A 24,313-nucleotide genomic window follows, 5' to 3' on the forward strand; every position below is an offset into this window, starting at 1 on the left:
TGGGAATCCCTCACCGATTCAGTGCGGTCGAAATCCGCTCTAGCCGGTTCCGCGGAGCTTCGCCAGACGGCCGATGCGGCTCACGCCTTCAGGATCCAGCCCTTGCGATCCATCCACCAACCGACTGCCCAGCACAGCATCGTATAGGCAAAGGCGCAGAGCAGCGCGCCAAGCGGGCCCGGTGCTATCGCCTGAAACACGTCGACGCCGGCGGCTTCATAGCTGCTGTCCTTGTCCGATGCGGGAATCAGGTGGAGGATGGTGACGAACAGTTCGGAGAAGAGATAGATCGCCAGGGGATTGCGGCCGAGAATGGTGAAGAAGCGGCTGCCGCGCCTGAAACCGGCCAGCTCGATCAGCGCGATCGTGCCGCTGAGCAGCAGCAGGTCGAACCCGACGGTGAGCAGCACATAGGAGCCGGTCCACAGCTTCTTCGCGATGGGAAACCAGGGCGACCAGGCAAGCCCGGCGAGGACCAGCAGGCCGCCGATCACGGCCATGCGCCGCACGGTGCGGCCAAGGTCGCCGCTCCGCACGATGGCAAAGCCGGCCAGATAGCCGGCGATCACGTTGACGGTGGCAGGCAGCGTGCCGAGCAACCCTTCGGGATCGAAGCCTCCATCCTTCTTGTAGAGATGCCCGGGACCGAGCAGCCACAGATCGATCTGCGTACCGATATTGGCGTATTTGTCGTAGGCCATGCCCGGCGGACTGAAGGCGAGCAGGATCGTCCAGTAGCCGAGCAGCATCGCCATGCCCGCGAGCAGCAGCTGCCGCGGCCGGAGCCAGCGGATCAGCAGGCCCGCCAGCACATAGCAGAGCGCCAGGCGCTGGAGCACGCCCGGCACGCGGGTGAGTGCGAAGGGCTTCCATTCCCAGCCATTCGCCCCCTGCTCGACGAACGGGAACCAGTACATCAAATAGCCGAGCACGAAGATGACCGCGCCGCGCCGGAACAGCTTGGCGAGGTAGGGCCCGGTCGCCACCGGCTTGCGCAGGGCGAAGCTCATCGCATTGCCCATCGCGAACAGGAAGGTGGGGAACACCAGGTCCGCGAGGGTAAAGCCGAACCATTTGGCATGGACCAGCTGCGGATAGGGCTCGGCACCCGGCCCCGAGGTGTTGACCAGGATCATCAGGAAGATCGTGGCACCGCGAAACACGTCCAGCGCGAGAAAGCGCGGCTTCCCCGCGAGGGCGGCGACGGTTTTTGCCTGCGTTTCCGTCATTTGGCGTCGCTTTCCGCGAGGACCGTGCGGGCGAGGGTGAGCGGTGCCGCTGGGCGCGACCTCCGCCACATCCGGCCATCCTTCAGCCAGGCGGCCTGCCAGTCGCGGACAGCCTTCGCCGTGGCGGCTGCGTCGAAGGGCGTGTGCGCGACGGCCGCGGCACGCTGGGCAGCCAGGAACCGCTGCCAACGGGGCCAGTAATAGCCGGCATACAGGCCCTGCCATGCACGCGAGGCATAGTCGGACAAGTGGCCCGTTCCTCCCCAGACGGTGACAATCGCCTTCGCCTGCTCGACGAACGCCGCCTTCTCGGCCGGCGTGTCTCCATAGGCTGCTGCGTCCGCGAGCCAACTGCCTAGCGTTTCCTGCTGGTTCCCGGCGAGTGCGTCGATGCCCTTGGCGAGCCGTTCGGCAGCAGCGGTGGCGCTGTCGCCGGCGGCCAGGTCCCCGGCCTTATAGGCCGCGACGGCGGTCTTGAGACGCTCGTCGAGCTTCAGACTGGCATAGTGGCGGACGAGATCGACCGCGTCATAGGTGTAGAGCGGTTCGCCCGCATAGCCCGGAGCCTGGGTCAGCAGCGCGTCGATACCGGCGCGCAGCGCGGCGGCGTCGCCCGGCGCGGCGGGATAGTTCGCGCCATCGAGGCTGGGGAACTTGAATAGCAGATAGGCGCCGGCCTGCTCGTGCCACCAGCGCGGCGTCCAGTAGCGCGTGGAATAGGCGCCGGCGATCGCCTGTCCCCATGCAGTGACCAGCGCGGGCGAGGTCTTTCCGTAGCGGCTCTTGGTGTAGTCGCCGAGCCAGGCGTCCAGCGGGCGCGCCTTGCCCTCCGCGTCGATTTCGCCCCAGGCGAGATCATAGGCATAGGCATAGGCGATGCTGTTGTTGTGCAGGCCTTCGGGAAACAGGCCGAAGCCGCGCATCCGGCCATGGCCGGGATTGGCGAGGGCGGCGGTCATGTCGCTGCGGTAGAAATTCAGGTCGCCATAGACCGGGTTGCTGCCGCCGTAATTGTGAACATAGCCGTACGCCCAGCCCTTGCCGTAGAAGGCCTTGGTCGCGTTCCAGATGCCGGGATAGCGATCATTGCCGATGTCGAGGATCAGCATGCGCTCGTCCGGCACTTTCGACAGGAAGGCCGCAATCGCGTCCGGCGTCCAGAACGCCTTGTCGGCGCCGAATAGCCAGCCCTGCATCACCCAGGTCGCGTTCGGCGCGGCCGCGGTGATCGAGCGATAGAGGCGCTCGCCATAGGCTGCGAGCCGGGCATCGCGCACCTCCTTCGGGAGAGCGGCGGCGCGGGTGGCGGCGGTGTTGGCGATGGCGTCGCCATAGGTGGCGGCGCGGGCGTCGCTGCCGTCCTCGGCGATCGGCGGCACCATCTCGTTGAAGGCGTCGGCGAGGTAATATTCGCCGGGACCATAGGTCGCCGTGTAGAGTTGCAGGAAGCGCGCGGCGAGCTTGGCGAACAGCGGATCGGAGGGATCGAGCCAATAGGTGCCGGGGAAGCCTTCCCACTGCCGCATCCGGTAGATTTTGGCGTCAGGGTGCGCCTTGGCGAACGCCTCGGGCACATAGCCGGAGAAGGCCGGCAGGATCGGCTTCATGCCCAGCGACCGCATCCGCCCGAGGATCTGGCGCTGCAGGACACGCTTCTTCTCGATCCAGTTGGCCGAGAGCGGCGCGCGATAGCCGGCGATGTTGCCCATGCGTTGCCACGGCAGGAAGGGTGCGGCGGAGAGACCGGCGGCGATCTGTGCGTCGTTCATGCCCTGCTCGCGCCACAGCGCCCGCCAGACATGCTCCTGGCCTTCCATCGCGAGCGGCGTGTCGACGCCGTGCGCTGCCATCCAGTCGATCTCGCGTTCCCAGCGCCCCCAGTTCCACCAGGGCGTGGTGTAGCCATAGGTGCAGGTGTTCAGATAGGTGCGCAGCGAGAAGGAAGAGGCGACGACGCCGCTGTCATAGCCGTCCCGGAGCACCAGCGGGCGGCTGCGCACACCTTCCCAGGAAACGGCCAGGCTACCCTGTGCGCCCAGATATCGGGCGGCGCCGCGCACCAGCGCGACCGGCGAGGAGCCTTCGACGCGCAGACGGCCGGCGGCGGTTCGGGCGCGGAATGTCGGGGTGGCGCCGGGGACCAGCGCCAGATCAATGCGAGCGGTATCCACACCGAGCCGGGTGAGGACGGCACGGGCTGCGGCGGTCGCCGGCTGCGGTGCAGCGGCGGGGGCCAGACGGGCCGGCTGAGCAGCGGCCGGCGCTGCAAGGGCGAGACCGGCCGAAACCGGACCGAGGAAGCGGAGACGGCGGGCGGCGGAATCGGCCAAGGCGAATACTCCAGAAGCACGAAATTGCCCCGGGGGCGGCTGGGTGCCGTCCCCGGGGCCGAGTCTTACATCTTCAGCGTGGCCGACAGGTAGAAGCTACGGCCGTAGAAGCTGCTTTCCTGCCACACGTCGGTGTTGCGGAAATAGGCCTGTTCGCGGCTGTTGTTGAGATTGATCACGCCCGCCGCAAAGCTGAGCCAGCTGTTCGGCGAATAGCCGCCGCTCAGGTCGAACTGGGTGCGGCCGCGCACGGTGTGGCCCTCCCGTGCGAAGAAGCTGTCTGCGCTGTTCTGTTCGTAGCTGCTGCGGTGGTTCACCGAGAGGCGGATGTTGAAGTGTTCGTTCTCCCAATAGGGCGAGACGTTCCACGTCACCTTCGAGAGGTTGCGGATGGTGAAGCCGGTGCCGATCGCCACCTTTTGCGGATAAACGCGCGTCAGGTTGGCGAGGATGCCGAAGCCGTCCACCGGCAGCAGGCGATCGAACGACTGGTTCCAGCTCACTTCGAAGCCCTTCACCTTGATGGTGCTGGGATCGTTGCGGGTTTCGGTGATGTCGTAGATGTTGCCCCGGGCATCGACGCAATCATTGCCCAAGCTGGTCAGCGCCGTGCCGTTGAACGACGACGGGCAGATCAGCGACGAGAAGGTTCCGTTCTTGATCCACTTGTAGAAGCCGTTGATCGCGATCGCGCTCGATCGGGTGAAGTACCATTCGACGCCGAGATCGAGCTGGTCGGCAGTGAGCGGCTTGAGCGATGCCTGCCCCAGATCGACGGTGATCGTGCTGGTGCCCACCGGGAAGGTATTGGGCGAGCTGCTGGTGGTCTGCGCCATGGACGTATTCGAATCCATGATCGGACGGACCAGCACCTTGGCCGCGGCGAAGCGGACCTGCAGCGTGCTGGTCGGCTCCAGTACCAGGTTCAAGCTGGGCAGGAAGTTGTCGTAGCTCTGCTCGATCGCATAGTCACCGATCTTGCGCTGCACTTCGGTGTACCCATCGGTGCGGGGCGCAGTGATATTGCCCTTCACCTTCTGCTTGGTGTGCTCGTAGCGCACGCCGATATTGCCGCGCAGCGTCATGTCGCCAAGCCGGGTGTCGATGCCGGCCATCGCATAGGCCGAAGGCATGAAGCGATCGACATGGTAGCTGGCTTCGGGGGCGGCGATGTCCGGCACGGTGATGCCTGCCGCCGCGAGTGCCTTGTCATAGGCGCCGAGGTCCGGACCGATCCACGCGCCGGGAATGCCCGAATCGCCGTTGAGGAAGCCGCCGACTGCATAGTTGTTGGCGGCCATCGCCGGGAAGATCGGGCTGGAGGGAGCCGGCTGGCGCGACAGCAGCGCGATCATGTCGTGGCGGCTGACGTCGCGGTTGAAGATCTCGTGCCGGTACTTCGCGCCGATGCTGAGCTGGTTGATCGGGCCGAGCGCGACTTCCTTGTACAGGTCCGCCTGTGCCGAGCTTTCGCTCGACGCCATCTTGCGCGTGGCGCCGTTCGGGTATTCGTTGCGGCTGAGCGTTGCCGGCGCATATAGCGCGGGGTTCGACAGATCCGTCCCGACGCTATACTTCACCGACTTCCAGTCGCTGAAGTCGATCGTCGCGGTGGGGATGTTCACGCCCAGGATCGCGGCGGCTTCGCGCTGATAGCTGCTGCCCTTGGTGTAGTTGAGCACTGTGCGTGCCGACCAGCCATTCTCGCCGGTCCATTTTCCCGACAAGGTATAGCCCTGGCTGACGAGATCGCGATCCTCGTGCTGGCGATTGTTCTCCAGCGTGAAATTGGTTGCGGTAGCTTTGGTTGCGACGTCGCCGATGACGTTGCTTGCCGCGATCCGGGCGGTGTTGAAAAGGAACACCTGCTGGTTCACGTCATAGTCGGTGATGTCCTTGGCGTAGATCGCGCTGGCGTCGATCTCGATGCGGTCGCTCGGCCGCCACTGTAGGCCGCCGCTGCCCATCAGGCGCTCGGTTTCGCGATCGATGCGGCGGTAGCGCGGGCGGCGTGGCACATAGGTGGTGGCGCCGGCGATCGTCTGGGTGGCCCAGCGATCCATCCAGAAATAGTCGGCGCGGTCCTTCAGCTTCTGATAGCCTAGGTTGACGTACACGCCGAGCGTGCCGTCCGCGAGCTGGTCGACATAGCTGCCGCTGATCTTCGGCGTGATCCTGCCGCCGGCATATTCGGAGTTCTGGCCCTTCACCGCGAGCACCAGCTGCCGATCCTTATGATCGAGCGGCTTGGTCGTCTGGATGTTCACCGTGCCGGAAAGGCCGCCCGCATCCATGTCTGCGGTGGGTGACTTGATCACCTGGATCGCGTTGGCGAGTTCGGTCTGGATGATGTCGTAGCGGAAGCCGTCGGTGAAGTCGGCGCTCTTGAAGGTCTGGCCATTTACCGTCGTCATCGCATATTGCGGGCCCAGGCCGCGGATGCTGATCGTGGCGCCGCGGCCGTTGATGTTCGACATCTGCACGCCCGAGATGCGCTGGATCGCCTCGGTGATGTTCTCGCTGGGAAACTTGCCGAGATCTTCCGCCGAAATGCCGTCGGTAACGCGCGTGTCGCGGCGCTTGGCGTCGATCGCGTTATCGATCGATGCCCGAATGCCGTTGACGACGATTTCCACGCCTTCCTGCGGCGCGGCTTCAGTGTCCGTCTGAGCTTGTGCGGTGCTGGCAAAACCCAGCGCAGCGACGCATCCCGATGCGAGCCAAAGCGCCCTGACGTGGCGACGCGTGGACGCCGTGACGCTATCCGATTTCTGCATGATAACCCCCAATGCTGGCCTGGTGCCGGATCGTTGCAGTGCGTCGGTGCGCCCTCCCGTGGCACATCTCTTCCGCTCTGCGGACTGGCATTGGTTGCTATCGGTCTTATTATGTCAAGGCCAATTCAATACAAAAACAAAGGGTGGTAATACCTCTTTGCCAGACAGCTGCTGCAATTCCACCGTCAACTCGTTGTCAAAAAAGCGTAAAGGTTGCCGCCCCGACGCCCGACGGGCCGGGGGGCAAATGACGTAGTGAGCAGAAAGGTTCTGTGTTCAGGCCAGACGGGGCGCCAGAATCCGCATCAGCGCTTCGCAACCGGCGGCGTCGCCCGCGTCGAATCGGGCGGGAAGTGGACTGTCCAGGTCCAGCACGCCCAACAAGCGGCCTTGGTGTACAATTGGTACCACCAGTTCCGAACGGCTTGCCGCATCGCAGGCAATGTGGCCGGGGAAGGCGTGCACGTCTTCCACCAGCTGCGTCTCACGCGTCGCCGCGGCCGCGCCGCACACGCCTTTGCCGAACGGAATGCGGATGCATGCGGCCTTCCCCTGGAAAGGCCCTAGAACCAGCTCATCCGCCACATTGCGGTAGAAGCCGGCCCAGTTGAGATCGGGCAGATACTGGCCGATCAGCGCGGAGACGTTCGCCATGTTGGCGATCGGATCGGGCTCGTCGGCGGTCAGCGAATCGAGCGCGGCGGCGAGGTCGCTATAGAGCTCGGCCTTGGTGTCGGCAGTGATGTCGAAGCTGTACATGCCGGCGATGTAGGGGATCCCGGCGCCGTGCGCGAGAGGGGAGGCGTCAGTCGAACGAAACCTTGCCGCGGCCGGCTTTCACCGCTGAACGGCCTTTCTTGGCATCCACCCGCCTCGCTTTGGCGGCCTTGCTCGGCTTGGTCTTGATGCGCCGCGCCTGTCGTTCGTGCGCCTTGTCGATCAGCTCGGACAGGCGCTGGCGCGCATCGGTGCGGTTGGCGTCCTGGGTGCGATACTGGCGCGCGGTGATCAGCAGCTCGCCCGCCGACGTCATCCGCGTCCCGGCCAGTTCCTTCAGCCGTTCATAGGCATAGGGGGACAGGCCCAGCTTGAAGCCGTCGACCCGCAGCTGCACCGCGGTCGCCACCTTGTTGACGTTCTGCCCGCCGGGGCCGGTCGCCGCGAGGAACTTTTCCTCGACGATCGCCTCGTCTGGGATCTCAGCCATGCGAGCGGCCGAAGCCGATATGGTGGAAGCGTGCCGGCAATGGCGCGTCGCCGTGCACGTCGGGCTTGCCGGGGCGGGGCAGGGTGATGGACTGGGCATGCAGCATCAGTGCGGGGCCGCCGCTGCCATAGACGGGATCGCCGACGATGGGGATGCCGATGCCTTCGAGCGCGTGGACGCGAATCTGGTGGGTGCGCCCGGTCTCGGGATAGAATGCGACCAGCGCGCGGCCGTCGTGCACCTCCATCCGCTTCCAGCGGGTGCGGGCGCGTTTGCCTTTCGGATCGTGCGTCATCCGCCAGCCTTCTTCGATCGTCGATACCTTGCCGAGCGGCAGGTCGATCTCGCCGCTTTCGGTTTCGGGCACGCCGTCGAGGATCGCGACATAGCGCTTGGTGACCTGGCCGGCTTCGAAGGCCTGACCGAAGCGCTTCATCGCCTTGGGATTGCGGGCGAGCAGCAGGCAGCCGCTGGTGTCGCGGTCGAGCCGGTGGACGGGGACGGGCAGGCGCTGGAAGCCGAAGGTCAGCTGGTCGAGCAGATCCTCCAGACTCTCGCTGCGGTCGCGCGGGCGATCGACGGGGAGGCCCGCCGGCTTGTCGATGATCAGCGCTTCGCCGTCGATGAAGAGTACCCGGTCCTGGAACATGGGGCGGATATAGCGCGCTTCGCAAAATGCGCGAGCCCGGATGCGAGAAGCCCCTCCCGCGGGCGGGAGGGGCACCCATGGCTTACGCCTTCAGCTTGGCGGCCGTCTCGGCGACGCGGCGGCCCTGGTAGCGGGCGCCTTCCAGCTCGACTGCGCTCGGCTGGCGGCTGCCGTCGCCATCGGCGATGGTGGTGGCGCCATAGGGCGATCCGCCCTTTACTTCGTCCACACCGGCCTGGCCCTGGAAGCCGTAATCGAGCCCCACGATCGTCATGCCGAAGTGCAGCAGGTTGGTGAGAATCGAGAACAGCGTGGTTTCCTGGCCGCCATGCTGCGAGGCCGTGGAGGTAAAGGCCGCGCCGACCTTGCCGTTCAGCTGCCCCTGGAACCAGACGCCGCCGGCCTTGTCCCAAAACGCGGCCATCTGGCTGGCCATGCGGCCGAAGCGGGTGGGGCTGCCGACGATGATGCCGTCATACTGGGCGAGCTGGTTCACATCATCGAGAAGCGGGTGGCTGTCGTCGATGCGGAAGCCGGCGGCCTTGGCCACCTCGGCGGGCGCGGTTTCGGCTACGCGACGGACGTCGACGTCGGCGCCGGCGCTGCGGGCGCCTTCGGCCACCGCTTCGGCCATCTGCGCGATGTGACCATAGGAGGAATAATAAAGAACGAGGATCTTGGTCATGGTTGCGGTCCTTTCTCGGGAAGGGAAGGGAAGGGGCGGGGTCGCCGCCCCCGGGAAGTTCAATCGGCGTCGACCAGGACGATCTCCGCATCTTCGATCGCGGTGATCGTCACCGTCGTGCCACCGGCCAGCGCGGCGCCGTCGCGGGCATCGACGCGATCGCCGTCCAGGGTGATCGCACCGGCCGCCGGCACCAGATAGGCGTGGCGACCCGCACCCACGCTGTGGGTGACGCTTTCGCCCGCCTTGAGTGTCGCGCCCAGCACGCGGGCATCGGCGCGGATCGGCAGCGCATCCTTGTCCTCGGCGAACCCCGAGGCGAGCGTGACGAAGCGACCCGAACGATCGTCCTTGGGAAAGGGTTTCGCGCCCCAGCTCGGTTGGCCGCCGCGTTCGCGCGGGAGGATCCAGATCTGGAAGATCCGGGTGGTCTCCGGTTCCAGATTGTATTCCGCGTGCCGCACGCCGCTGCCCGCGCTCATCACCTGCACGTCGCCGGCTTCGGTGCGGCCCTTGTTGCCCATCGAGTCCTGATGGGTGATCGCGCCCGAGCGGACATAGGTGATGATCTCCATGTCCTGGTGCGGATGCGGCGGGAAACCGGAATTCGGCGCGATTTCATCATCGTTCCAAACCCGGATCACGCCCCAGCCCATGCGCGCGGGATCGTAATAGCTGGCGAAGCTGAAGTGGTGCTTGGCCTTGAGCCAGCCATGATCGGCGCCGCCCAGGCTTTCGAAACTACGTTTGTCGATCATCGCTGATCTCCCTTGGTTGTTGACGCCAAGATAGGCCGGATGATTGTCGCGTAAACGGAAACGTTGGAAACTGATCGTTTCGTGATATGAAGGTCGTCGCGGCGGAGGCGCGACGATGAAGCTACCCGATTTCGAAGCCTGGGCGATGTTCGCGAGCGTGGTGGAACACCGATCGTTCAGCGGTGCGGCGGCGGCGCTCGGCATGTCGAAGGCAACGATTTCCAAGGCAATCACGCGGCTGGAGGAGCGGCTGGGCACCACGCTGTTCCACCGCACGTCCCGCCGGCTGACGCTGACCGACAGCGGCCAGCAGCTTGCCGAACATGCCCAGCGCATCCTGGAAGAAGGGCAATCGGCGGAGGAGGCTGCATTCGAATCGGCCAGCGCGCCTTCCGGCGTTGTTCGGCTCGCCGCACCGCTCACCTTCGGCACGCGGCACCTCGCGACGCTGCTCGCGGAGTTCATGACGGCCAATCCGGGCATCAAGGTGGAACTGACCTTGTCTGACGCGTTCGTCGACATCGTCGGCGAGGGGATCGACGTGGCGCTGCGAATCGCCGAGCTGCCGGACAGCTCGCTACGTGCCCGGCGGCTGGGCCCGATCAGCATTCATGTCGTCGCCGCGCCCGATTATTTCGAGCGGCACGGGCGACCGCAGCATCCGGCGGACCTCGCCCGCCATGCCTGCTTCGTCTACACCAACACCGCGACGCCGGGCGTCTGGCGGTTCCGCAAGGCCGGCGGCGAAGAGGCGGCGGTCCGGGTGGATGGGCCGATGCGCACCGACAATGGGGATGCGATGCTGCCGGCGCTCCGCGCGGGGCTGGGGGTCGCGCGATTGCCGGGCTTCCTGGTGGACGAGGATATAGCCGCTGGCCGGCTGGAGGCGGTATTGACCGATTGGGTATCCGGATCGGTGGGGCTGCACCTCGTTACCCCGCCCGGATCGCGCCGGCCGGTGCGGGTGGAAACGCTGATCGACTTCCTGACGGAGCGGTTGCGCACCCTCTGCGTTCGGGCATCGTGAAGCGGCTGGTTCCCGATGATGCCGACGCGCGGTTCATCCGCCGCGTCCTTATCCTGCTTACCGTCGGCGCGGTGGTGGTGGCGCTGGTGCGCGCTGCCGACCTGCTGATCCTCACCTTTGGCGCCGTGCTCGGCGCGGTGGTGATCCGCGCCATCGCCGATCGCTATATCCAGCTCGGTCTGGCGAGGCGCTGGTCGGTGCCGGGGGCGATGCTGACGGTGCTGGCGGCGATCCTGTTCCTCGTCTGGCTGTTCGCGGTGCAGTTCGGCCCGCAGATCGAAGCGCTGGTCCGCTCGATACCGCAACTGGTGGTGCGCCTGAAGGAATGGGCACAGGGCAGCCCGGTGGCCGCCAAACTCTATGATGCCGCCGAAGCGGCGTTCGCGGGCTCGCGCATCGCGCGCGATGCCAGCGGCTTCGCGCTGGGTTCGTTCGAGTTGTTCCTCAATGCCGTGTTGCTACTGGTCGGCGCGCTGTTCATCGCGGCTGATCCGGGCGTGTATCTGCGCGGGCTGCTGTTGCTGGTGCCCAAGGGGCGCCAGCGCGACGCGGTCGGCGATGCGCTGGCAGATGTCGGCACCACGCTGCGGCTGTGGCTGCGCACGCAGCTGATCCTGATGACCAGCATGGGGCTGCTGGTGGGGTTGGGCCTATGGATCGCTGGTGTGCCCTCACCGGCGGCGCTCGGACTGCTGGCCGGCCTCAGCGAATTCATCCCTTATGTCGGGCCTGCCGCTGCGATGCTGCCCGCGCTGGGTCTTGCGGCTACAGGGGGTAGTGGCGCCCTGATCGGGTGCCTGCTCGTCTTTGCCGGCGTGCGGATCATCCAGACCAATTTCCTGACGCCGGTCGTGCAGAGCCGGGTGATCGCGATTCCGCCGGCGGTGACGCTGTTCTCGATCATCGGTATCGGCTTTGTTTTCGGCCTGTTCGGGCTGTTCTTCTCGGCAGCGCTGCTGGTGGTGATCTTCACGCTGGTGCGGAGCCTGTATCTGCGCGAAGTGCTGGGAGAAGAAATCGACGATCGACAGCCTGCGCCGCCGCCTCCGTCCGAACCCGCACCGTAGATTTCCCGGGGCGCCAGCGGTCCTCAACTTACGAGAAATTAACCTTTCGGCTTCATTGACGTTTAGGTTAATGAATCGTCCAGCGCGTCGGGCATCGGGGCTCCGCCGTGTGGTGTGGACAGGGGAACCGGCAATGCGCGTGCTGCTGATCGAAGACGAACCAAGCACAGCCAAGGCGATCGAGCTGATCCTTACGGGCGAGGGCTTCAACGTCTATACGACCGACCTGGGCGAGGAAGGGCTCGATCTGGCCAAGCTGTATGATTACGATATCATCCTGCTCGACCTGAACCTTCCGGATATGCACGGCTATGACGTGCTCAAGAAGGTCCGCACCGCGCGGGTGCAGACCCCGGTGCTGATCCTTTCCGGCATCAACGAAATGGATTCGAAGGTTCGTTCGTTCGGCTTCGGCGCGGACGATTACGTGACCAAGCCGTTCCACCGCGACGAACTGGTTGCCCGCATCCATGCGGTCGTGCGCCGTTCCAAGGGCCATTCGCAGTCGGTGATCCGCACCGGCAAGCTGGCGGTGAACCTGGACGCCAAGACCGTCGAGGTCGATGGCGCCCGCGTCCACCTGACCGGCAAGGAATATGCGATGCTGGAGCTGCTCTCGCTTCGCAAGGGCACGACGCTCACCAAGGAAATGTTCCTCAACCATCTCTATGGCGGGATGGACGAACCGGAACTGAAGATCATCGACGTGTTCATCTGCAAGCTGCGCAAGAAGCTGAGCATGGCATGCGATGGCGACAATTATATCGAGACCGTCTGGGGCCGCGGCTATGTGCTGCGCGAGCCGGATGAGGCGCTGCAGGCGGATACCCAGGTCGCCTGACCGCGAATTTCACGCAGGCAAATAAAGCCGTCGTCACGCCCCGAGTGACGGCGGTTTTTTTTGTTCGGCATGTGGGCGCACAGGGGACGCTGGACCTGCCATGTTTTGCCAGTGGCGGAGCTTTTGGAATTTGATGGGCTGCTGACGGGGGGCGTTCGGGAGAGCATTCAAGATTGCGGACGTGGTTCAGCTATCTCTCGCGTTCTAGGCTCGCTATGTCCGAGCTCGAACCTGCAGGGGGCGCGGATGTTGACCTTTCTGGCGCTATCAGTCGCCATTCAATCTCATCCCACTTTGAGTGGGCCGGCCAAGTCTCCAGAAAGCGACGCGATGGCTGCTGCAGCTGCGGCGATCATTTCAAAGAATGAGTTGGAAATGCGCGCGAGAATTGCAGCCGAGGTGAGGACAGATCCGGATTTCGACGATTTTCATGGCTTGCGTGGACCTGATCGCTTCACGCTCGAAGCCGCATTACGTGCCATAAAGTCCTGCGATGTAGGATCGGTAATGCGTAGCGATGCGGCCATTCCCACGTACACGGTCAACTGGATATGCCAATACCAGTCTCAAGGGACTGAACGCTCGCGCTACTCCGGAGCGGCGGCAGTGCTAAAATGGCATGAAGGAAGGCCAACGTTGTTCAATTTCAACTTTCAAGGACCTTGGCCGCGCTTACCTAGAGCGCAATAGGAATATCATTCAGGCGCATTGGGCAAGTTGAAGACTGGCGCCCGTTGGGCGTGCGGCAATCGCTCTGAACAAGCAGGATCACGCGTGCCAACCACTCGGCGCAAGCTGAAGGGGCGTCCGCTTGCTGGCAGCGGCGCGGGGTGCGGAATGGCCGACTTTGGGCGCAAGCCGTCGTCTGCCCCTAACGCTGCCGCGCAGCCGCATGGCTTTCCGCCCGCGCCAGCAGCGCCAGCAAGTCTTCGCGGCTGACGTCGAAGGCTTCGCCCGCTTCCGCCAGCGCCGCGTCGACGTCCTCGGGCAGCAGGCCCCGCGCGGGCGGGGCGGGGCGCACCCGGTGCGGATAGCTGTGGCCGGTGACGCGGTGGACCAGCAGTCCTGTGGCGGTCAGCAGCATGGCGTTCAGCCCGACGGGCAGGAACGCGAAGGCATAGCCCTGCGCCAGAACGGCGGGCGCGAGCACGGGGAGCAGCGCGGTGCCGCCGCCGGGCGGGTGCAGGCTGCCGGTGGCAGACATGAGGGCGATGGCCAGGCCCACGGCGACACCGGCCGCCAGCGCGCCATGCCCCAGCCACTGCGCGACCAGCGTGCCGGCCAGCGCGGAAACCACATTGCCGCCGATTACCCGCCAGGGCTGGGCAAGGGGGCTGGAGGGCACTGCGAACACCAGCACCGCCGAAGCGCCGATCGGTGCGGCGAGCAGGATAGCGCTGGCCTGGTCGAAACCCAGCAGCGCCGAGAGCCAGGCGGTGAGGCCGATGCCGATCGCCCCGCCGATTGCGCCGCCGATCCGGTCGCGCCACTGCGCGCCGGCCATTCGCAACCGGAACATCGAAACGCTCCCTACTTCTTCGCCACCCAGGCACGCTGGCCGGCGACCCAGGTTTCCACGACCTTTACGGCCCGCAGTTCGGCGGGCGAGGCGGTCAGCGGGTCGCGGTCGAGGACCAGGAAATCGGCCCAGAGTCCGGGGGCGAGCCGGCCGAACTTGTCTTCACCGAAACCCGCATAGGCGCCGCCGATGGTGAAGCCGGCCCAGGCCTGTTCGCGGCTCAGCTTCTCTTCCGGGCGCCAGCCGCCCGGCGGGTTTCCTTGCGCATCCTCGCGCGTGAACGCCGCCGCCCAGCCGGCCCAGGGATCGGGGCTCTCGACCGGATAGTCCGAACCGAACGCCAGTCGCGAGCCGTCGCGCAGCATCGTCTGCCAGGCATATGCGCCGGCCAGCCGGTCCGGCCCCAGCCGCGCTTCGGCCATCGTCCGGTCGCTCGTCTGGTGGACCGGCTGCATCGAGGCGATCGTGCCGAACTTGGCGAAGCGCGGCAAATCCTTGGGGTCGATGATCTGAGCGTGTTCGATCCGCCAGCGCCGATCGCCCTTGTAGGTTTCGGACAGGATTTCGATCGCATCGAGAACCTGTTGGTTGGCGCGGTCGCCGATCGCGTGGACGGCGAGCTGGAAATTGTCCATCGCGCCGCGCGCCATCAGGTTGAGCAGCTGATCGTCGGTCAGGAAGCCGAGGCCCTTGTTGCCGGGGGCGTCCGCATAATCCGCCTTGAGCCACGCGCCGCGCGATCCCAGCGCGCCATCGGCATAGAGCTTGATGCCGCCCATTCGCAGCCGGTCGTTGTAGAGCCAGGGCGTCGGGCCGGCGCCCGCCACGCGCAGCGCGGTATCCACGCCATGCGCATAGCTCATGATGCGCAGGCGCAGCTGCCCGATATCGGCCATGCCGCGCATCGTTTCCCAATCGTCCACCGTGGTGCCCATGTCCGCCGTAGCGGTGATGCCGAGCGCGAGGAGACGTTCCTGTGCTGCCAGGAAAGCGGCGTTGCGTTCCCGGGGGGTAGACTGGGGGACGACCTTGGCGACCAGCTCGGTCGCGGCGTCGACCAGTACCCCGGTGGGGCGGCCGCTGGCGTCACGCTCGATCCGGCCGCCCGCGGGATCTTTGGTGGCGGCGGTGATGCCGGCGAGTTCCAGCGCCTTGCTGTTCGCCCAGCCGGCATGGCCGTCGACGCGTTCAAGCCAGACCGGGCGGTCGCTCACCGCGCGATCGAGATCGGCGGCGGTGGGGAAACGCCCGAGCTTCCACACTTCCTGGTTCCAGCCGCGGCCGAGAATCCACTTGGCCGGCACGCGCCCGGCCTGGTCGCGGATGCGGGCGAGCGCATCGTCGAGGCTGGTGGTGGCGGAAAGATCGAGCTGAAGCTGCTGGAAGCCGAGGCCCATGAAGTGGCCATGCGCATCGACCATGCCCGGCACGAGCGTCGCGCCCTTCATATCGACGCGCCAGACCAGCCGTTTCGGCCGCTTCTGCCCCTTGGCGATCAGTGCGACGACCTTGCCCCAGGGATCGATCTGCAGCGCCTCGAACCGTACCACGGCACCTTTCGCGTCCAGCGTTATGCCATTGACATTGTCGATGATTCCATCGGCCTGAGCGGCGGGCGCGAACAGCAGGGCGGTGGCGGCGGCGAGCCGCTTGAGGCGGGTGAACATGGGCGAGGGGCATAGGGCCTGTTCCCCCCGCGCGCCAGATGGTCTAGGCGGGAAGACTATGGCTACCAAAGCAGCACCAGCACCCGCTTCGCTCCCCGTTTCCATCGCCGATATTCGGGCGGCGGCGGAGCGAATTTCGGGCGCGGTGGTGCGCACGCCGACGCTGCACAGCCGAACGCTTTCGCAACTGACCGGCGCGAACGTCTATCTGAAGTTCGAGAATCTGCAGTTCACCGCCGCGTACAAGGAACGCGGCGCGCTCAACACGCTGCTGCAGCTGGATGCCGAGGCGCGGGCCAAGGGCGTTATCGCCGCGTCCGCCGGCAACCATGCGCAGGGTCTGGCTTATCACGCGACCCGGCTGGGCATCCCCAGCACGATCGTCATGCCCAAGAACACGCCGATCGTGAAGGTCACCCAGACCGAAGGCCATGGCGCGAATGTCGTCCTGCACGGCGAGACGTTCGACGCCGCCTATGCCCATTCGCGGGAGCTGGAGGCAGAGCGCGGCTTCACCTTCATCCACCCGTTCGACGATCCGCGCGTGATCGCCGGGCAGGGCACCGCGACGCTGGAACTGCTCGAAGACGTGCCGGAGGTCGACACGCTGGTGGTGCCGATCGGCGGCGGCGGGCTGATCTCCGGCGCGGCTGTGGTCGCCAAGGCGCAGAGCCGGCCGGTCGACGTGCTGGGCGTGCAGGCGGAACTGTACCCGTCGATGTACAACCGCATCCACCATACCGAGATGCCCTGCGCCGGCGATACGCTGGCCGAGGGCATCGCGGTGAAATATCCCGGCGGCGTGACGGCGCGAATCGTCGAGGCCTTGGTCGACGACATCGTGCTGGTGGGCGAGCGCCGGCTGGAAGAGGCGGTGAGCCTGCTGCTCCAGATCGAGAAGACCGTGGTCGAGGGGGCGGGCGCCGCCGGTCTCGCGGCGCTGCTCGCCGAGCCGGAGCGGTTCAAGGGCAAGACCGTGGGCACCATCCTGTGCGGCGGCAATATCGATACCCGGCTGCTCGCCAATGTGCTGCTGCGCGACCTCGCCCGTTCGGGTCGCCTCGCGCGGCTGCGGATCCGGCTGCAGGACCGGCCGGGCGCGCTGTTCCACGTCGCGCGGATCTTCCACGAACAGGGCGTCAACATCATCGAGGTATACCACCAGCGCGTGTTCACTTCGCTGCCGGCCAAGGGGCTGATCACTGACATCGAGTGCGAGACGCGCGATCGCAACCATCTCGACCGGCTGATCACCGCGCTGCGTCGGGCGCAGTATGAAGTGAGCATGGTGGAACTGGCCTGAGGCATGGCGGCGGCTGTCCATCGGCAAGGATGGTTAGCGCCGCGCCCGGCCTGTCCCGTTCCGCGCCACTCGGGAAAGCTGCGGAGGCAGGGTTACGATTCTTTGATGGTAAAGCGGCTTTTCATCATGCCGATCCGCCCCCATAGTCGACGAAGAGGGGCCCGGACAGGGAGCGCCCCATTGGAGCAGAGGACGGCCGAGCGGTGACCGCATTATCACGTTTCCCGCGTTTCTTCGTGACGAGCCCGTCCGCCTGCCCGTACATCCCTGGCCGACAGGAACGAAAGATCTTCACCGAGCTTTCCGGCCATAACGCCGGCGAGCTGAACGACGCGCTCAGCCGCATCGGCTTCCGCCGCAGCCAATCGGTGGCCTATCGCCCCAGCTGTGCCGGCTGTTCGGCCTGCGTGTCGGTGCGAGTCGTGGCCGAGGGCTTTCGCCCGAACGCGACGCAGCGCAAGCTGCTGAAGCGCTATGACGACCTGGAAGTGACCGCCTGCAAGCCCTGGGCGACCGAAGAACAATATGCTCTGCTGAAGCGCTATCTCGATGCGCGCCACCCCGGTGGCGGCATGGCGGCGATGGACGAGAACGACTATGCCGACATGGTCGAACAGTCGCCCGTCACCTCCTACGTCATCGAATATCGCGAGCCATCGGTGGATGGCGTGCCCGGCCGCCTGGTCGGCGCCTGCATCACCGATCAGCAGGCGGACGGCCTGTCGATGATCTACAGCTTCTTCGCCACCGAAGAGGATGGTCGCCCGGGCATGGGCACCTTCATCATCATGGATCATATCCGTCGCGCCCGCGCCGCCGGCCTGCCTTACGTCTATCTGGGCTATTGGGTGAAGGGCAGCGCGCGCATGGCTTATAAGACCCGCTATCGCCCGATCGAGATGCTCGGCCCCAATGGCTGGGTGCTGCTGGAAGACGAAGCCACGGCTGCGACGGCGCCGATGCGGGTGCGCGAGCCCGTCTGAGCCCTCAGGCCGGCTGCGGCGCTGCGTGCGCCGCGCGCAGCAGTTCGCCCACCAGCGGGTGCGGAAAGCGCCGTTCCAGCGTGACGGCGTAGAAGCTTTCGGTGATCTGCGGCAGCTGATCGAGCTCGATCAGCATCCCGGATTCGAGTTCGTCGCGCACCACGATCGGCGGCAGCACGGCCAGTCCGGCGCCGGCGCGTGCGAGCAGACGCATCATCGCCATGTCGTCCACCTCTGCCGCGATCTGGGGCCGCACCCCCAAGGCCGCGACCAGCGAATCGAACGCGGTCCGCACCGTGCTTTCGGGCGTGGGCAGAATCACCGGATGCTGCGCGAGCAGGCTGGCCAGATCGCTGCCCGCGCCGCGTGCCGAGGCCCGGCCGATCAGGCTCACCCTCTGTTCGGCCAGTCTTGTCGCGAGATAGGGCGTGATCGAATCGCGGGCCGGCGGCTGGTTCGCCAGCACCACGTCGAGCTGGAGGCTGGCCAGCGCCTGCATCAGTTCCGCCGCGCTGCCGGAGCGCAGCACAAGTTCCACGTCCGCCCGGTGCAGTAGCGGCTCGACAAAGCCGATCTGGAAGTTGCGCGAAAGCGTGGCCAGCGCGCCGACGCGCACCGCCTGCCGCGCGCGGCCGGTCTCGCGGAGTACATCGAGCAATTCGTCGCCGGTCGCGAAAATGGCGTCGGCATGGTCGAGCGCGATCCTGCCCGCCTCGGTGAGCACCAGCCGGCGGCCCTCCCGCTCGAACAGAGGATGCCCCAGGCGATCCTCCAGCTTGCGGATCTGAGTCGACAAAGCGGACTGCGATACCGCCAGCCGCGCAGCCGTGCGGGTGAGATTGCCGTCATGCGCCACCGCCCAGAAGTAGCGAAGATGGTTGTAGTTCAGGTCGCGCATACGTTCTTCTAAACAGAACGATAAGCAACAAACAATGAATTTCATCTGATCGTTCCGCGTCTCTAACGCTCTTCCCACAACGAACGGGAGATGCGGCGTGAACATTTGGTGGTTGGCGAATGCTGGGCCGGTAGCGCTTGCCGCCGCTGCGGCAGCCGCTGTGTGCGGGCGGCAGTTCCGGCCCGGTTGGACGCTGCACATCGCCTCTTGGGCGGCGCTGCTGGCGCTGGTCGCCGCGACGGCGCTTGCCGGCTGGGTGGCGGTGGCAGGTCCGCGCACGATCGCCCCTGCCGGAGCCGAAGCGGTGCTTGCCATGCGGCTGGACGTGGTGAGCGTCACGATGCTCGTGCTGGTCGCCTTCGTCGGTTGGGTGGTGGTGCGGTTCGCCGCCACCTATCTGGATGGTGAGGCGCAACAGGGCCGGTTCACCACTTGGCTGGCGCTGACGCTGGCGAGCGTGATGCTGCTGGTGAGCGCGGGAACTTTGCCGCAGCTCGTCCTGGCATGGATCGCCAGCGGGCAGGGGCTGCGCAGGTTGCTGCTTTTCTATCCGGAGCGGGCCGCCGCCCGGCGCGCGGCGCGCAAGAAGGCGCTGAGCACCGGCTTGGCGGACGTGCTGCTGATAGGGGCGGCTCTGCTGCTCTGGCATGCGACCGGCACCACCGATCTCGCGACGCTGCTCGCCGCCGCGCGTTCGGGCGCCGCGCCGCAGACGATGGCGCTGGCCGCCTGGGCCATTGCGATCGCCGCGATGCTCAAATCGGCCCAGTTCCCGCTGCATGGCTGGCTCACCGAAGTGATGGAAGCGCCGACCCCGGTTTCCGCGCTGCTTCATGCGGGCGTGATCAATGCCGGTGGCTTCCTGCTGATCCGGCTCGCTGATGTGGTGATCGCGGAACCGGCGGCGATGGCGCTGCTCGCGATCCTGGGCGGGTTCACCGCGCTGTTCGGTAGCATGGTTCTGCCGACCCAGCCGGCGGTGAAGACGCAACTCGCCTGGTCCACCGTCGCGCAGATGGGCTTCATGATCATGCAGTGCGGCCTGGGGCTCTTCGCGCTGGCGCTGCTGCATATCGTCGCCCACTCGCTCTACAAAGCACATGCCTTTCTGTCCTCCGGCGGCGCGGTCGAGCGGATCGCGGCTGCCCGGCGGCTGGGGCCGGTGGCGAAGCCGGACTTCCCGGCGGTTGCGCTGGCGATGTTCGGCGCGACCGTCCTGTACGGCACGCTCGCCTTCGGGCTAGGCGCCTGGCAGAAGCCGCCCCAGGCGGTGGCACTGGGTGCCATCCTGGTGTTCGGTGTCGCCTATCTGATCGTCCAGGGAATGAGCCCCGCCGCGCCGCGCGCCTTGCTGCAGCGGACGCTGGGCTTCGCGATCCTCGCCACCTTCGCCTACTTCCTGCTGCATGCAGGCGCGGAGTGGATGACCGCCGGCACGCTTCCGCCGGTGCCCGCGCCGGGGCTGTTCCAATGGCTGCTGATCGTGATCGCGCTGCTCGCGTTCGGGGGAATTGCGGTGGCGCAGGCGATGCTTCCCTTGTGGTGCGATCATCCCGCGGCGCGGCGGCTGCGCGTCCATCTTAGCCACGGTTTCTATCTCAACGCGCTGTTCGATCGGGCGATCGGCAGCCGGCTTTCCGGAAAGGCCTGATCCCATGTATCGTAGCGCCACTGCCGATCCCCAATCCTATGCGCCGCAGCCCAGCTATGTCGGGCTGGTGTTGGAAGCGGCCGAACATGCCGCGCGCGGCATCCCGCCGCTGTGGCCGCTGGCGACCAGCGTCGCGGTGAATCCCTTTCTCGGCCATACCGGCCGCAGCCTCGCCCATGCGGCGGCCTGGCTGGGACGCAGCGCCGGCGCACGAGCGACGATGCCACGCTGCTGGTACCGCGATCGCATCGCCGCCGGCGAGATCACGGAGGCGGACCTGCACCAGGCCTGGCTCGCCACCCCGGCGGCCGAGCGGCCCGCGCCGTTCGAGCAGGTGCTGCTGGCGATCGGCCGCGACTCGCCCGATCCCGTGCCGCACCCGACGCTGGCGGAGGTTGCGGCGACGCTGGGCGGGACCGATTGGCCATCCGTGATCGCCGAGCAAATCGGCGCCTGGGCGGGCAGCTATTTCGATGCCGGTCAGGCGCTGTGGGCGGCGCCGCAAGGGGTGGGCGCCTATTCGGGCTGGCGCGATCAGGCCTGCGTTGACCGCACGCCGGAGGTCTTCGGCCTCGCCGGCTTCCGCGCCTTTGTCGCGCGCACCCCGGCCAGCGCGAGTGACGCAATCGCTGTCAGCGCCGCGCGGCTTGGCCTGCGGGCGGAAGCGGCGGCGCGCTATTTCGAACGGCTACTGATGGGGCTCGGCGGCTGGGCGCAATATGCCCGCTACCGGCGCTGGCAGGCCGAGCTTGCCGGTGAAGCCGACGACACGCTGGTCGATCTGCTGGCCGTGCGGCTGAGCTGGGAAGCGGCGCTGTGGGAGCTTGGCGGCGCGGCGCTCCGCGAGCGTTGGGCGGCGGTGGCGCGCGTCTATGAAGCGCCGCCGCGGCCGGGCGAGGACGCGTGCATCGATGCGATCCTGCAGCACGCGGCCGAGCGGGCGGAACAGCGCAGGCTGGCCGGACGCTTGTCGGCACCGGTGGCGGATGCGGGCAACCGCACGGCGATCGCCCAGATGGCCTTCTGCATCGACGTGCGCTCCGAACCGCTGCGCGCGGCGATCGAGCGCGTTGCGCCCGACATTCAGACGATGGGCTTCGCCGGCTTCTTCGGGCTGGGCACGGCGCATCGCCCGCACGGCGCCTGTTCCGGCGAGGCGCGGCTGCCCGTGCTCCTGCGTCCGGCCGTGACCAGCGACGACGGTGCCGATCCGGCGACCGAGGCGCTCGACCATGCGATCCGCCGCGGCGACCGCGCCTGGGAGCGGTTCAAGCAGGCGGCGGTGTCCTCCTTCGCCTTCGTCGAATCCGCGGGGCTGGCCTATGGCGCCAAGCTGTTGGAGGCGACGCTGGGGCTGGCCAGCAAGGCGGATGCCACCGCCACGCGCCCGCGCTTTCAGCCGCCACTGCCGCCGATGCAGGCGATCGACGCTGCGGAGCGCGTGCTGCGGGCCATGTCTCTGACCAAGGACTTCGCGCCGTTGCTGATCCTCGTCGGCCATGGCGCGGTGGTGACCAACAACCTGCATGCAAGCGCCCTGCAATGCGGTGCGTGCGGCGGCCATGCCGGCGATGTGAACGCGCGGCTGCTCGCCGGCCTGCTGAACGATCCGGTCGTGCGGACCGGGCTGGCCGCGCGGGGTATCGTGATCCCCGCCGAAACGGTGGCGATCGGCGGCCTGCACGACACCACCAGCGATCAGATCCGCCTTTTCGCGGATGAAGCGGGCGATGTGCCGCCTCTCGGCCTGGCAGCGGTGGAACAGGCATTGGCGCGCGCTTCGGTGGAGGCGGCAATCGCACGCGCGACCCGGCTGCCACGGGCCGATGGCGCCCGGCAGATCCTGGCGCGCGGGCGCGACTGGGCACAGGTGCGGCCCGAATGGGGACTCGCGGGATGCAGCGCGTTCCTTGCAGCGCCGCGGGCACGCAGCGCCGGCCGGGCATTGGGAGGGCGCGCGTTCCTGCATGACTATGATTGGCGCGACGATGCCGATCTGTCGGTGCTGGAGTTGATCCTTACCGCGCCGGTGGTGGTGGCGAGCTGGATCAGCCTGCAATATTATGGGTCGAGCGTGGCGCCGGGGGTGTTCGGCGCCGGCAACAAGCTGCTCCACAACGCCGTCGGCGGGATCGGCGTGCTCGAAGGCAATGGCGGAACGCTACGCGGCGGTTTGCCCTGGCAGTCGGTCCATGATGGCGAGCGGCTGGTGCACGATCCCCTGCGCCTGAGCGTGGTGATCGAGGCGCCAACTGCGGCGATCGGCCGGATCCTGGCGCGCCACGATGCGGTGCGTGCGCTGTTCGATCAGCATTGGCTGCACCTGCTGGCGATGGACGAATCGGGGCGGATTGCATGGCGTTACTTCGGCGGCCTGCAATGGCAGCCCTTCGTTGCCGAGGAGGCGTGACGATGAAGATGCGAAGCACGCGGCCGATGCGCATCCACCAGGAGCCCGAGGTCGAGCTGGCAGCAATTGATCGCCGGATCGCCTGGGTGCTGAACCATCCCGGCACCAGCCCATGGTTGAAGGCTGCGCTCGAGGCGGCGCTGGCCGGCGATCCCTTGGTCGTCGCCAACGACGTGGAGATGCTGCGCCACCTGCTGCTTCCGCGCAGCACCGCCCATGCCCTGCTGGTGGCCGAGGCGGCCGAACCGCGTAATAGTATGTAATCGAATATAGTAGATGCGGTAACATATCTGCGCCATTGCGGTGCGGTATGGACCTGATGGCAGCACCCTCTGGTTTCGAGCAGCAGATCAGCCTTCGCCAGCTTCGGTACCTTGTGGCACTCGCTGAGGAAGCGAGCTTCACGCGGGCCGCAGCGCTGGCGGGGGTGAGCCAGCCGTCGTTGTCGCAGGCGATCCGCCAGCTGGAAGACGCGTTGGGCGCCCCGTTGGTGGAGCGCGGCGCGCGTGCGTTCCTGACGCCGCTGGGCCGCGAGGTCGTCGACCGGGCACGGCGGATTTTGCTAGAGGTGCGCGATCTGGGCGAACTTACCGCAGGCGGCGATGCTGCGCTGCTGGGCACGATCCGGCTGGGCGTTACGCCGACGCTGGGCGCCTATCTGCTGCCGCGGCTGGTGGCGCGGCTGCACCAGCAGTTCCACGATCTGCGTGTGCACGTCCGCGAGAATCAGCCGGCATTGCTGGTGGAGGCGCTCAGCGCAGGCAGGCACGACGTGATCCTCGCCCAGTTGCCGCTGCAGGCTCCAGGGGCACATGTCGCCCGGCTGTTCCGCGAACCGCTGCACGTTGCCATGGCCGCAGACCATCCGCTCGCCTCGCGCGAGGCTATCGACCGCGCCGATCTGGCGGGGCAAGACCTTCTGACCCTGCAGCGGGGCTATCGGCTCGCCGAGCAGATCATCGCCATCGCCGAGGAGGCCGGCGCCCGCGTGCGCGACGATTATGAAGGCACCAGCCTCGATGCGATCCGCCAGATGGCGGGGATGGGCATGGGCCTGGCGGTGCTGCCCGAGCTCTACGTCAGGCAGGAGATCCGGCCAGGCGACGACGTGGTGTCGCGGCCGTTTCGCGGCGGCCGCCACTATCGTGAGCTCGGCCTGCTGTGGCGGAGCGGGGTGGCGCGCGCCGCAGCCTATGAGCGGCTGGCGCGCGAACTGGTCGCCTGTGTCGAGGACATAGGCATTTCCTATCGGTAGCATAGCCGATGTGGCATTGTATCAATGGTGCATCGCACACATTTCAGCGTTCCTGAA

The 24,313-nt window shown here is 66.7% G+C and carries 21 protein-coding genes; 10 read left to right on the forward strand and 11 right to left on the reverse strand.

The window, feature by feature from the left end:
- Window positions 1-80: 80 nt before the first annotated feature.
- The 8 genes from B215_RS0113715 to B215_RS0113750 form a co-directional block, all read right to left on the reverse strand.
- Entirely contained in the window at window positions 81-1,229 is a 1,149-nt protein-coding gene (locus tag B215_RS0113715; RefSeq protein WP_019370217.1) for an acyltransferase family protein, read from the reverse strand.
- A complete protein-coding gene (locus B215_RS0113720) occupies window positions 1,226-3,559 on the reverse strand; it encodes an alpha-N-acetylglucosaminidase (protein WP_019370218.1) in 2,334 nt (777 codons plus the stop codon). Before B215_RS0113720 ends, B215_RS0113715 begins: the two co-directional genes overlap by 4 nt.
- A gap of 65 nt (window positions 3,560-3,624) precedes the next feature.
- On the reverse strand, window positions 3,625-6,336 hold the full coding sequence (locus B215_RS0113725) for a TonB-dependent receptor (RefSeq protein WP_019370219.1): 2,712 nt from the start codon (window positions 6,334-6,336) through the stop codon (window positions 3,625-3,627).
- A gap of 276 nt (window positions 6,337-6,612) precedes the next feature.
- The gene (locus tag B215_RS0113730) at window positions 6,613-7,095 is read right to left on the reverse strand and encodes a GAF domain-containing protein (protein WP_019370220.1); all 483 of its coding nucleotides are present in this window, start codon (window positions 7,093-7,095) and stop codon (window positions 6,613-6,615) included.
- 46 nt (window positions 7,096-7,141) lie between these two features.
- Window positions 7,142-7,543: an alternative ribosome rescue aminoacyl-tRNA hydrolase ArfB gene (arfB, locus tag B215_RS0113735; RefSeq protein WP_019370221.1), complete on the reverse strand. Its 402-nt coding sequence runs from the start codon at window positions 7,541-7,543 to the stop codon at window positions 7,142-7,144.
- Window positions 7,536-8,192 (reverse strand): RluA family pseudouridine synthase, encoded by a 657-nt coding sequence (locus B215_RS0113740; protein ID WP_019370222.1) that lies wholly within the window; start codon window positions 8,190-8,192, stop codon window positions 7,536-7,538. Before B215_RS0113740 ends, arfB begins: the two co-directional genes overlap by 8 nt.
- Before the next feature lie 82 nt (window positions 8,193-8,274).
- The gene (gene wrbA / locus B215_RS0113745; protein WP_019370223.1) at window positions 8,275-8,877 is read right to left on the reverse strand and encodes an NAD(P)H:quinone oxidoreductase; all 603 of its coding nucleotides are present in this window, start codon (window positions 8,875-8,877) and stop codon (window positions 8,275-8,277) included.
- 59 nt (window positions 8,878-8,936) lie between these two features.
- Window positions 8,937-9,635, reverse strand: a complete 699-nt coding sequence (locus B215_RS0113750; RefSeq protein ID WP_019370224.1) for a pirin family protein — start codon at window positions 9,633-9,635, stop codon at window positions 8,937-8,939.
- Between the two features lie 115 nt (window positions 9,636-9,750).
- Here B215_RS0113750 and B215_RS0113755 point away from each other — a divergent pair, with 115 nt between their 5' ends.
- From B215_RS0113755 to B215_RS21385, 4 genes are all read left to right on the forward strand, one after another.
- The gene (locus B215_RS0113755) at window positions 9,751-10,662 is read left to right on the forward strand and encodes a LysR family transcriptional regulator (RefSeq protein ID WP_019370225.1); all 912 of its coding nucleotides are present in this window, start codon (window positions 9,751-9,753) and stop codon (window positions 10,660-10,662) included.
- Window positions 10,659-11,729, forward strand: coding sequence for an AI-2E family transporter (locus tag B215_RS0113760; RefSeq protein ID WP_019370226.1), 1,071 nt, complete (start codon window positions 10,659-10,661; stop codon window positions 11,727-11,729). Before B215_RS0113755 ends, B215_RS0113760 begins: the two co-directional genes overlap by 4 nt.
- Before the next feature lie 133 nt (window positions 11,730-11,862).
- Window positions 11,863-12,570, forward strand: a complete 708-nt coding sequence (gene ctrA, locus B215_RS0113765) for a response regulator transcription factor CtrA (protein WP_019370227.1) — start codon at window positions 11,863-11,865, stop codon at window positions 12,568-12,570.
- A gap of 246 nt (window positions 12,571-12,816) precedes the next feature.
- Window positions 12,817-13,260: a hypothetical protein gene (locus B215_RS21385; protein ID WP_152997780.1), complete on the forward strand. Its 444-nt coding sequence runs from the start codon at window positions 12,817-12,819 to the stop codon at window positions 13,258-13,260.
- Window positions 13,261-13,441: 181 nt separating this feature from the next.
- Here B215_RS21385 and B215_RS0113770 read toward each other — a convergent pair whose 3' ends face one another.
- A complete protein-coding gene (locus tag B215_RS0113770; protein WP_037513783.1) occupies window positions 13,442-14,089 on the reverse strand; it encodes an HPP family protein in 648 nt (215 codons plus the stop codon).
- Between the two features lie 11 nt (window positions 14,090-14,100).
- On the reverse strand, window positions 14,101-15,756 hold the full coding sequence (locus B215_RS0113775; protein WP_019370229.1) for an amidohydrolase: 1,656 nt from the start codon (window positions 15,754-15,756) through the stop codon (window positions 14,101-14,103).
- Between the two features lie 58 nt (window positions 15,757-15,814).
- Between B215_RS0113775 and B215_RS0113780 the strand changes: the two genes are divergently transcribed.
- Both B215_RS0113780 and B215_RS0113785 read left to right on the forward strand, forming a co-directional pair.
- The gene (locus tag B215_RS0113780; RefSeq protein ID WP_019370230.1) at window positions 15,815-17,059 is read left to right on the forward strand and encodes a threonine ammonia-lyase; all 1,245 of its coding nucleotides are present in this window, start codon (window positions 15,815-15,817) and stop codon (window positions 17,057-17,059) included.
- Between the two features lie 203 nt (window positions 17,060-17,262).
- The gene (locus tag B215_RS0113785) at window positions 17,263-18,042 is read left to right on the forward strand and encodes an arginyltransferase (protein WP_026009250.1); all 780 of its coding nucleotides are present in this window, start codon (window positions 17,263-17,265) and stop codon (window positions 18,040-18,042) included.
- A gap of 4 nt (window positions 18,043-18,046) precedes the next feature.
- Here the strand turns inward: B215_RS0113785 and B215_RS0113790 are convergent, their stop codons facing one another.
- On the reverse strand, window positions 18,047-18,940 hold the full coding sequence (locus B215_RS0113790; RefSeq protein ID WP_019370232.1) for a LysR family transcriptional regulator: 894 nt from the start codon (window positions 18,938-18,940) through the stop codon (window positions 18,047-18,049).
- A gap of 97 nt (window positions 18,941-19,037) precedes the next feature.
- Between B215_RS0113790 and B215_RS0113795 the strand changes: the two genes are divergently transcribed.
- From B215_RS0113795 to B215_RS0113810, 4 genes are read left to right on the forward strand one after another with little or no spacing between them, the layout of a single operon-like run.
- Window positions 19,038-20,591 carry a proton-conducting transporter transmembrane domain-containing protein gene (locus tag B215_RS0113795; protein WP_026009251.1) on the forward strand — a complete coding sequence of 518 codons (1,554 nt, stop codon included), beginning with the start codon at window positions 19,038-19,040 and terminating at the stop codon, window positions 20,589-20,591.
- Window positions 20,592-20,595: 4 nt separating this feature from the next.
- A complete protein-coding gene (locus B215_RS0113800) occupies window positions 20,596-23,001 on the forward strand; it encodes a YbcC family protein (protein WP_019370234.1) in 2,406 nt (801 codons plus the stop codon).
- 2 nt (window positions 23,002-23,003) lie between these two features.
- On the forward strand, window positions 23,004-23,264 hold the full coding sequence (locus B215_RS0113805; RefSeq protein WP_037513786.1) for a hypothetical protein: 261 nt from the start codon (window positions 23,004-23,006) through the stop codon (window positions 23,262-23,264).
- A 56-nt stretch (window positions 23,265-23,320) separates the two neighbouring features.
- Window positions 23,321-24,256, forward strand: a complete 936-nt coding sequence (locus B215_RS0113810; protein ID WP_026009252.1) for a hydrogen peroxide-inducible genes activator — start codon at window positions 23,321-23,323, stop codon at window positions 24,254-24,256.
- Window positions 24,257-24,313 lie beyond the last annotated feature (57 nt).

Origin of the sequence: Sphingomonas sp. ATCC 31555 (genome assembly GCF_000282895.1) — a bacterium.
GTDB lineage: Bacteria > Pseudomonadota > Alphaproteobacteria > Sphingomonadales > Sphingomonadaceae > Sphingomonas.

Bases quoted from the DNA above. Each gene is read 5' to 3' on its own strand.
- B215_RS0113715 (WP_019370217.1), bottom strand. From the start codon at position 1,229: ATGACGGAAACGCAGGCAAAAACCGTCGCCGCCCTCGCGGGGAAGCCG.
- B215_RS0113725 (WP_019370219.1), bottom strand. From the start codon at position 6,336: ATGCAGAAATCGGATAGCGTCACGGCGTCCACGCGTCGCCACGTCAGG.
- B215_RS0113730 (WP_019370220.1), bottom strand. From the start codon at position 7,095: ATGTACAGCTTCGACATCACTGCCGACACCAAGGCCGAGCTCTATAGC.
- arfB (WP_019370221.1), bottom strand. From the start codon at position 7,543: ATGGCTGAGATCCCAGACGAGGCGATCGTCGAGGAAAAGTTCCTCGCG.
- B215_RS0113740 (WP_019370222.1), bottom strand. From the start codon at position 8,192: ATGTTCCAGGACCGGGTACTCTTCATCGACGGCGAAGCGCTGATCATC.
- wrbA (WP_019370223.1), bottom strand. From the start codon at position 8,877: ATGACCAAGATCCTCGTTCTTTATTATTCCTCCTATGGTCACATCGCG.
- B215_RS0113750 (WP_019370224.1), bottom strand. From the start codon at position 9,635: ATGATCGACAAACGTAGTTTCGAAAGCCTGGGCGGCGCCGATCATGGC.
- B215_RS0113755 (WP_019370225.1), top strand. From the start codon at position 9,751: ATGAAGCTACCCGATTTCGAAGCCTGGGCGATGTTCGCGAGCGTGGTG.
- ctrA (WP_019370227.1), top strand. From the start codon at position 11,863: ATGCGCGTGCTGCTGATCGAAGACGAACCAAGCACAGCCAAGGCGATC.
- B215_RS21385 (WP_152997780.1), top strand. From the start codon at position 12,817: ATGTTGACCTTTCTGGCGCTATCAGTCGCCATTCAATCTCATCCCACT.
- B215_RS0113770 (WP_037513783.1), bottom strand. From the start codon at position 14,089: ATGTTCCGGTTGCGAATGGCCGGCGCGCAGTGGCGCGACCGGATCGGC.
- B215_RS0113775 (WP_019370229.1), bottom strand. From the start codon at position 15,756: ATGTTCACCCGCCTCAAGCGGCTCGCCGCCGCCACCGCCCTGCTGTTC.
- B215_RS0113780 (WP_019370230.1), top strand. From the start codon at position 15,815: ATGGCTACCAAAGCAGCACCAGCACCCGCTTCGCTCCCCGTTTCCATC.
- B215_RS0113790 (WP_019370232.1), bottom strand. From the start codon at position 18,940: ATGCGCGACCTGAACTACAACCATCTTCGCTACTTCTGGGCGGTGGCG.
- B215_RS0113800 (WP_019370234.1), top strand. From the start codon at position 20,596: ATGTATCGTAGCGCCACTGCCGATCCCCAATCCTATGCGCCGCAGCCC.
- B215_RS0113805 (WP_037513786.1), top strand. From the start codon at position 23,004: ATGAAGATGCGAAGCACGCGGCCGATGCGCATCCACCAGGAGCCCGAG.
- B215_RS0113810 (WP_026009252.1), top strand. From the start codon at position 23,321: ATGGCAGCACCCTCTGGTTTCGAGCAGCAGATCAGCCTTCGCCAGCTT.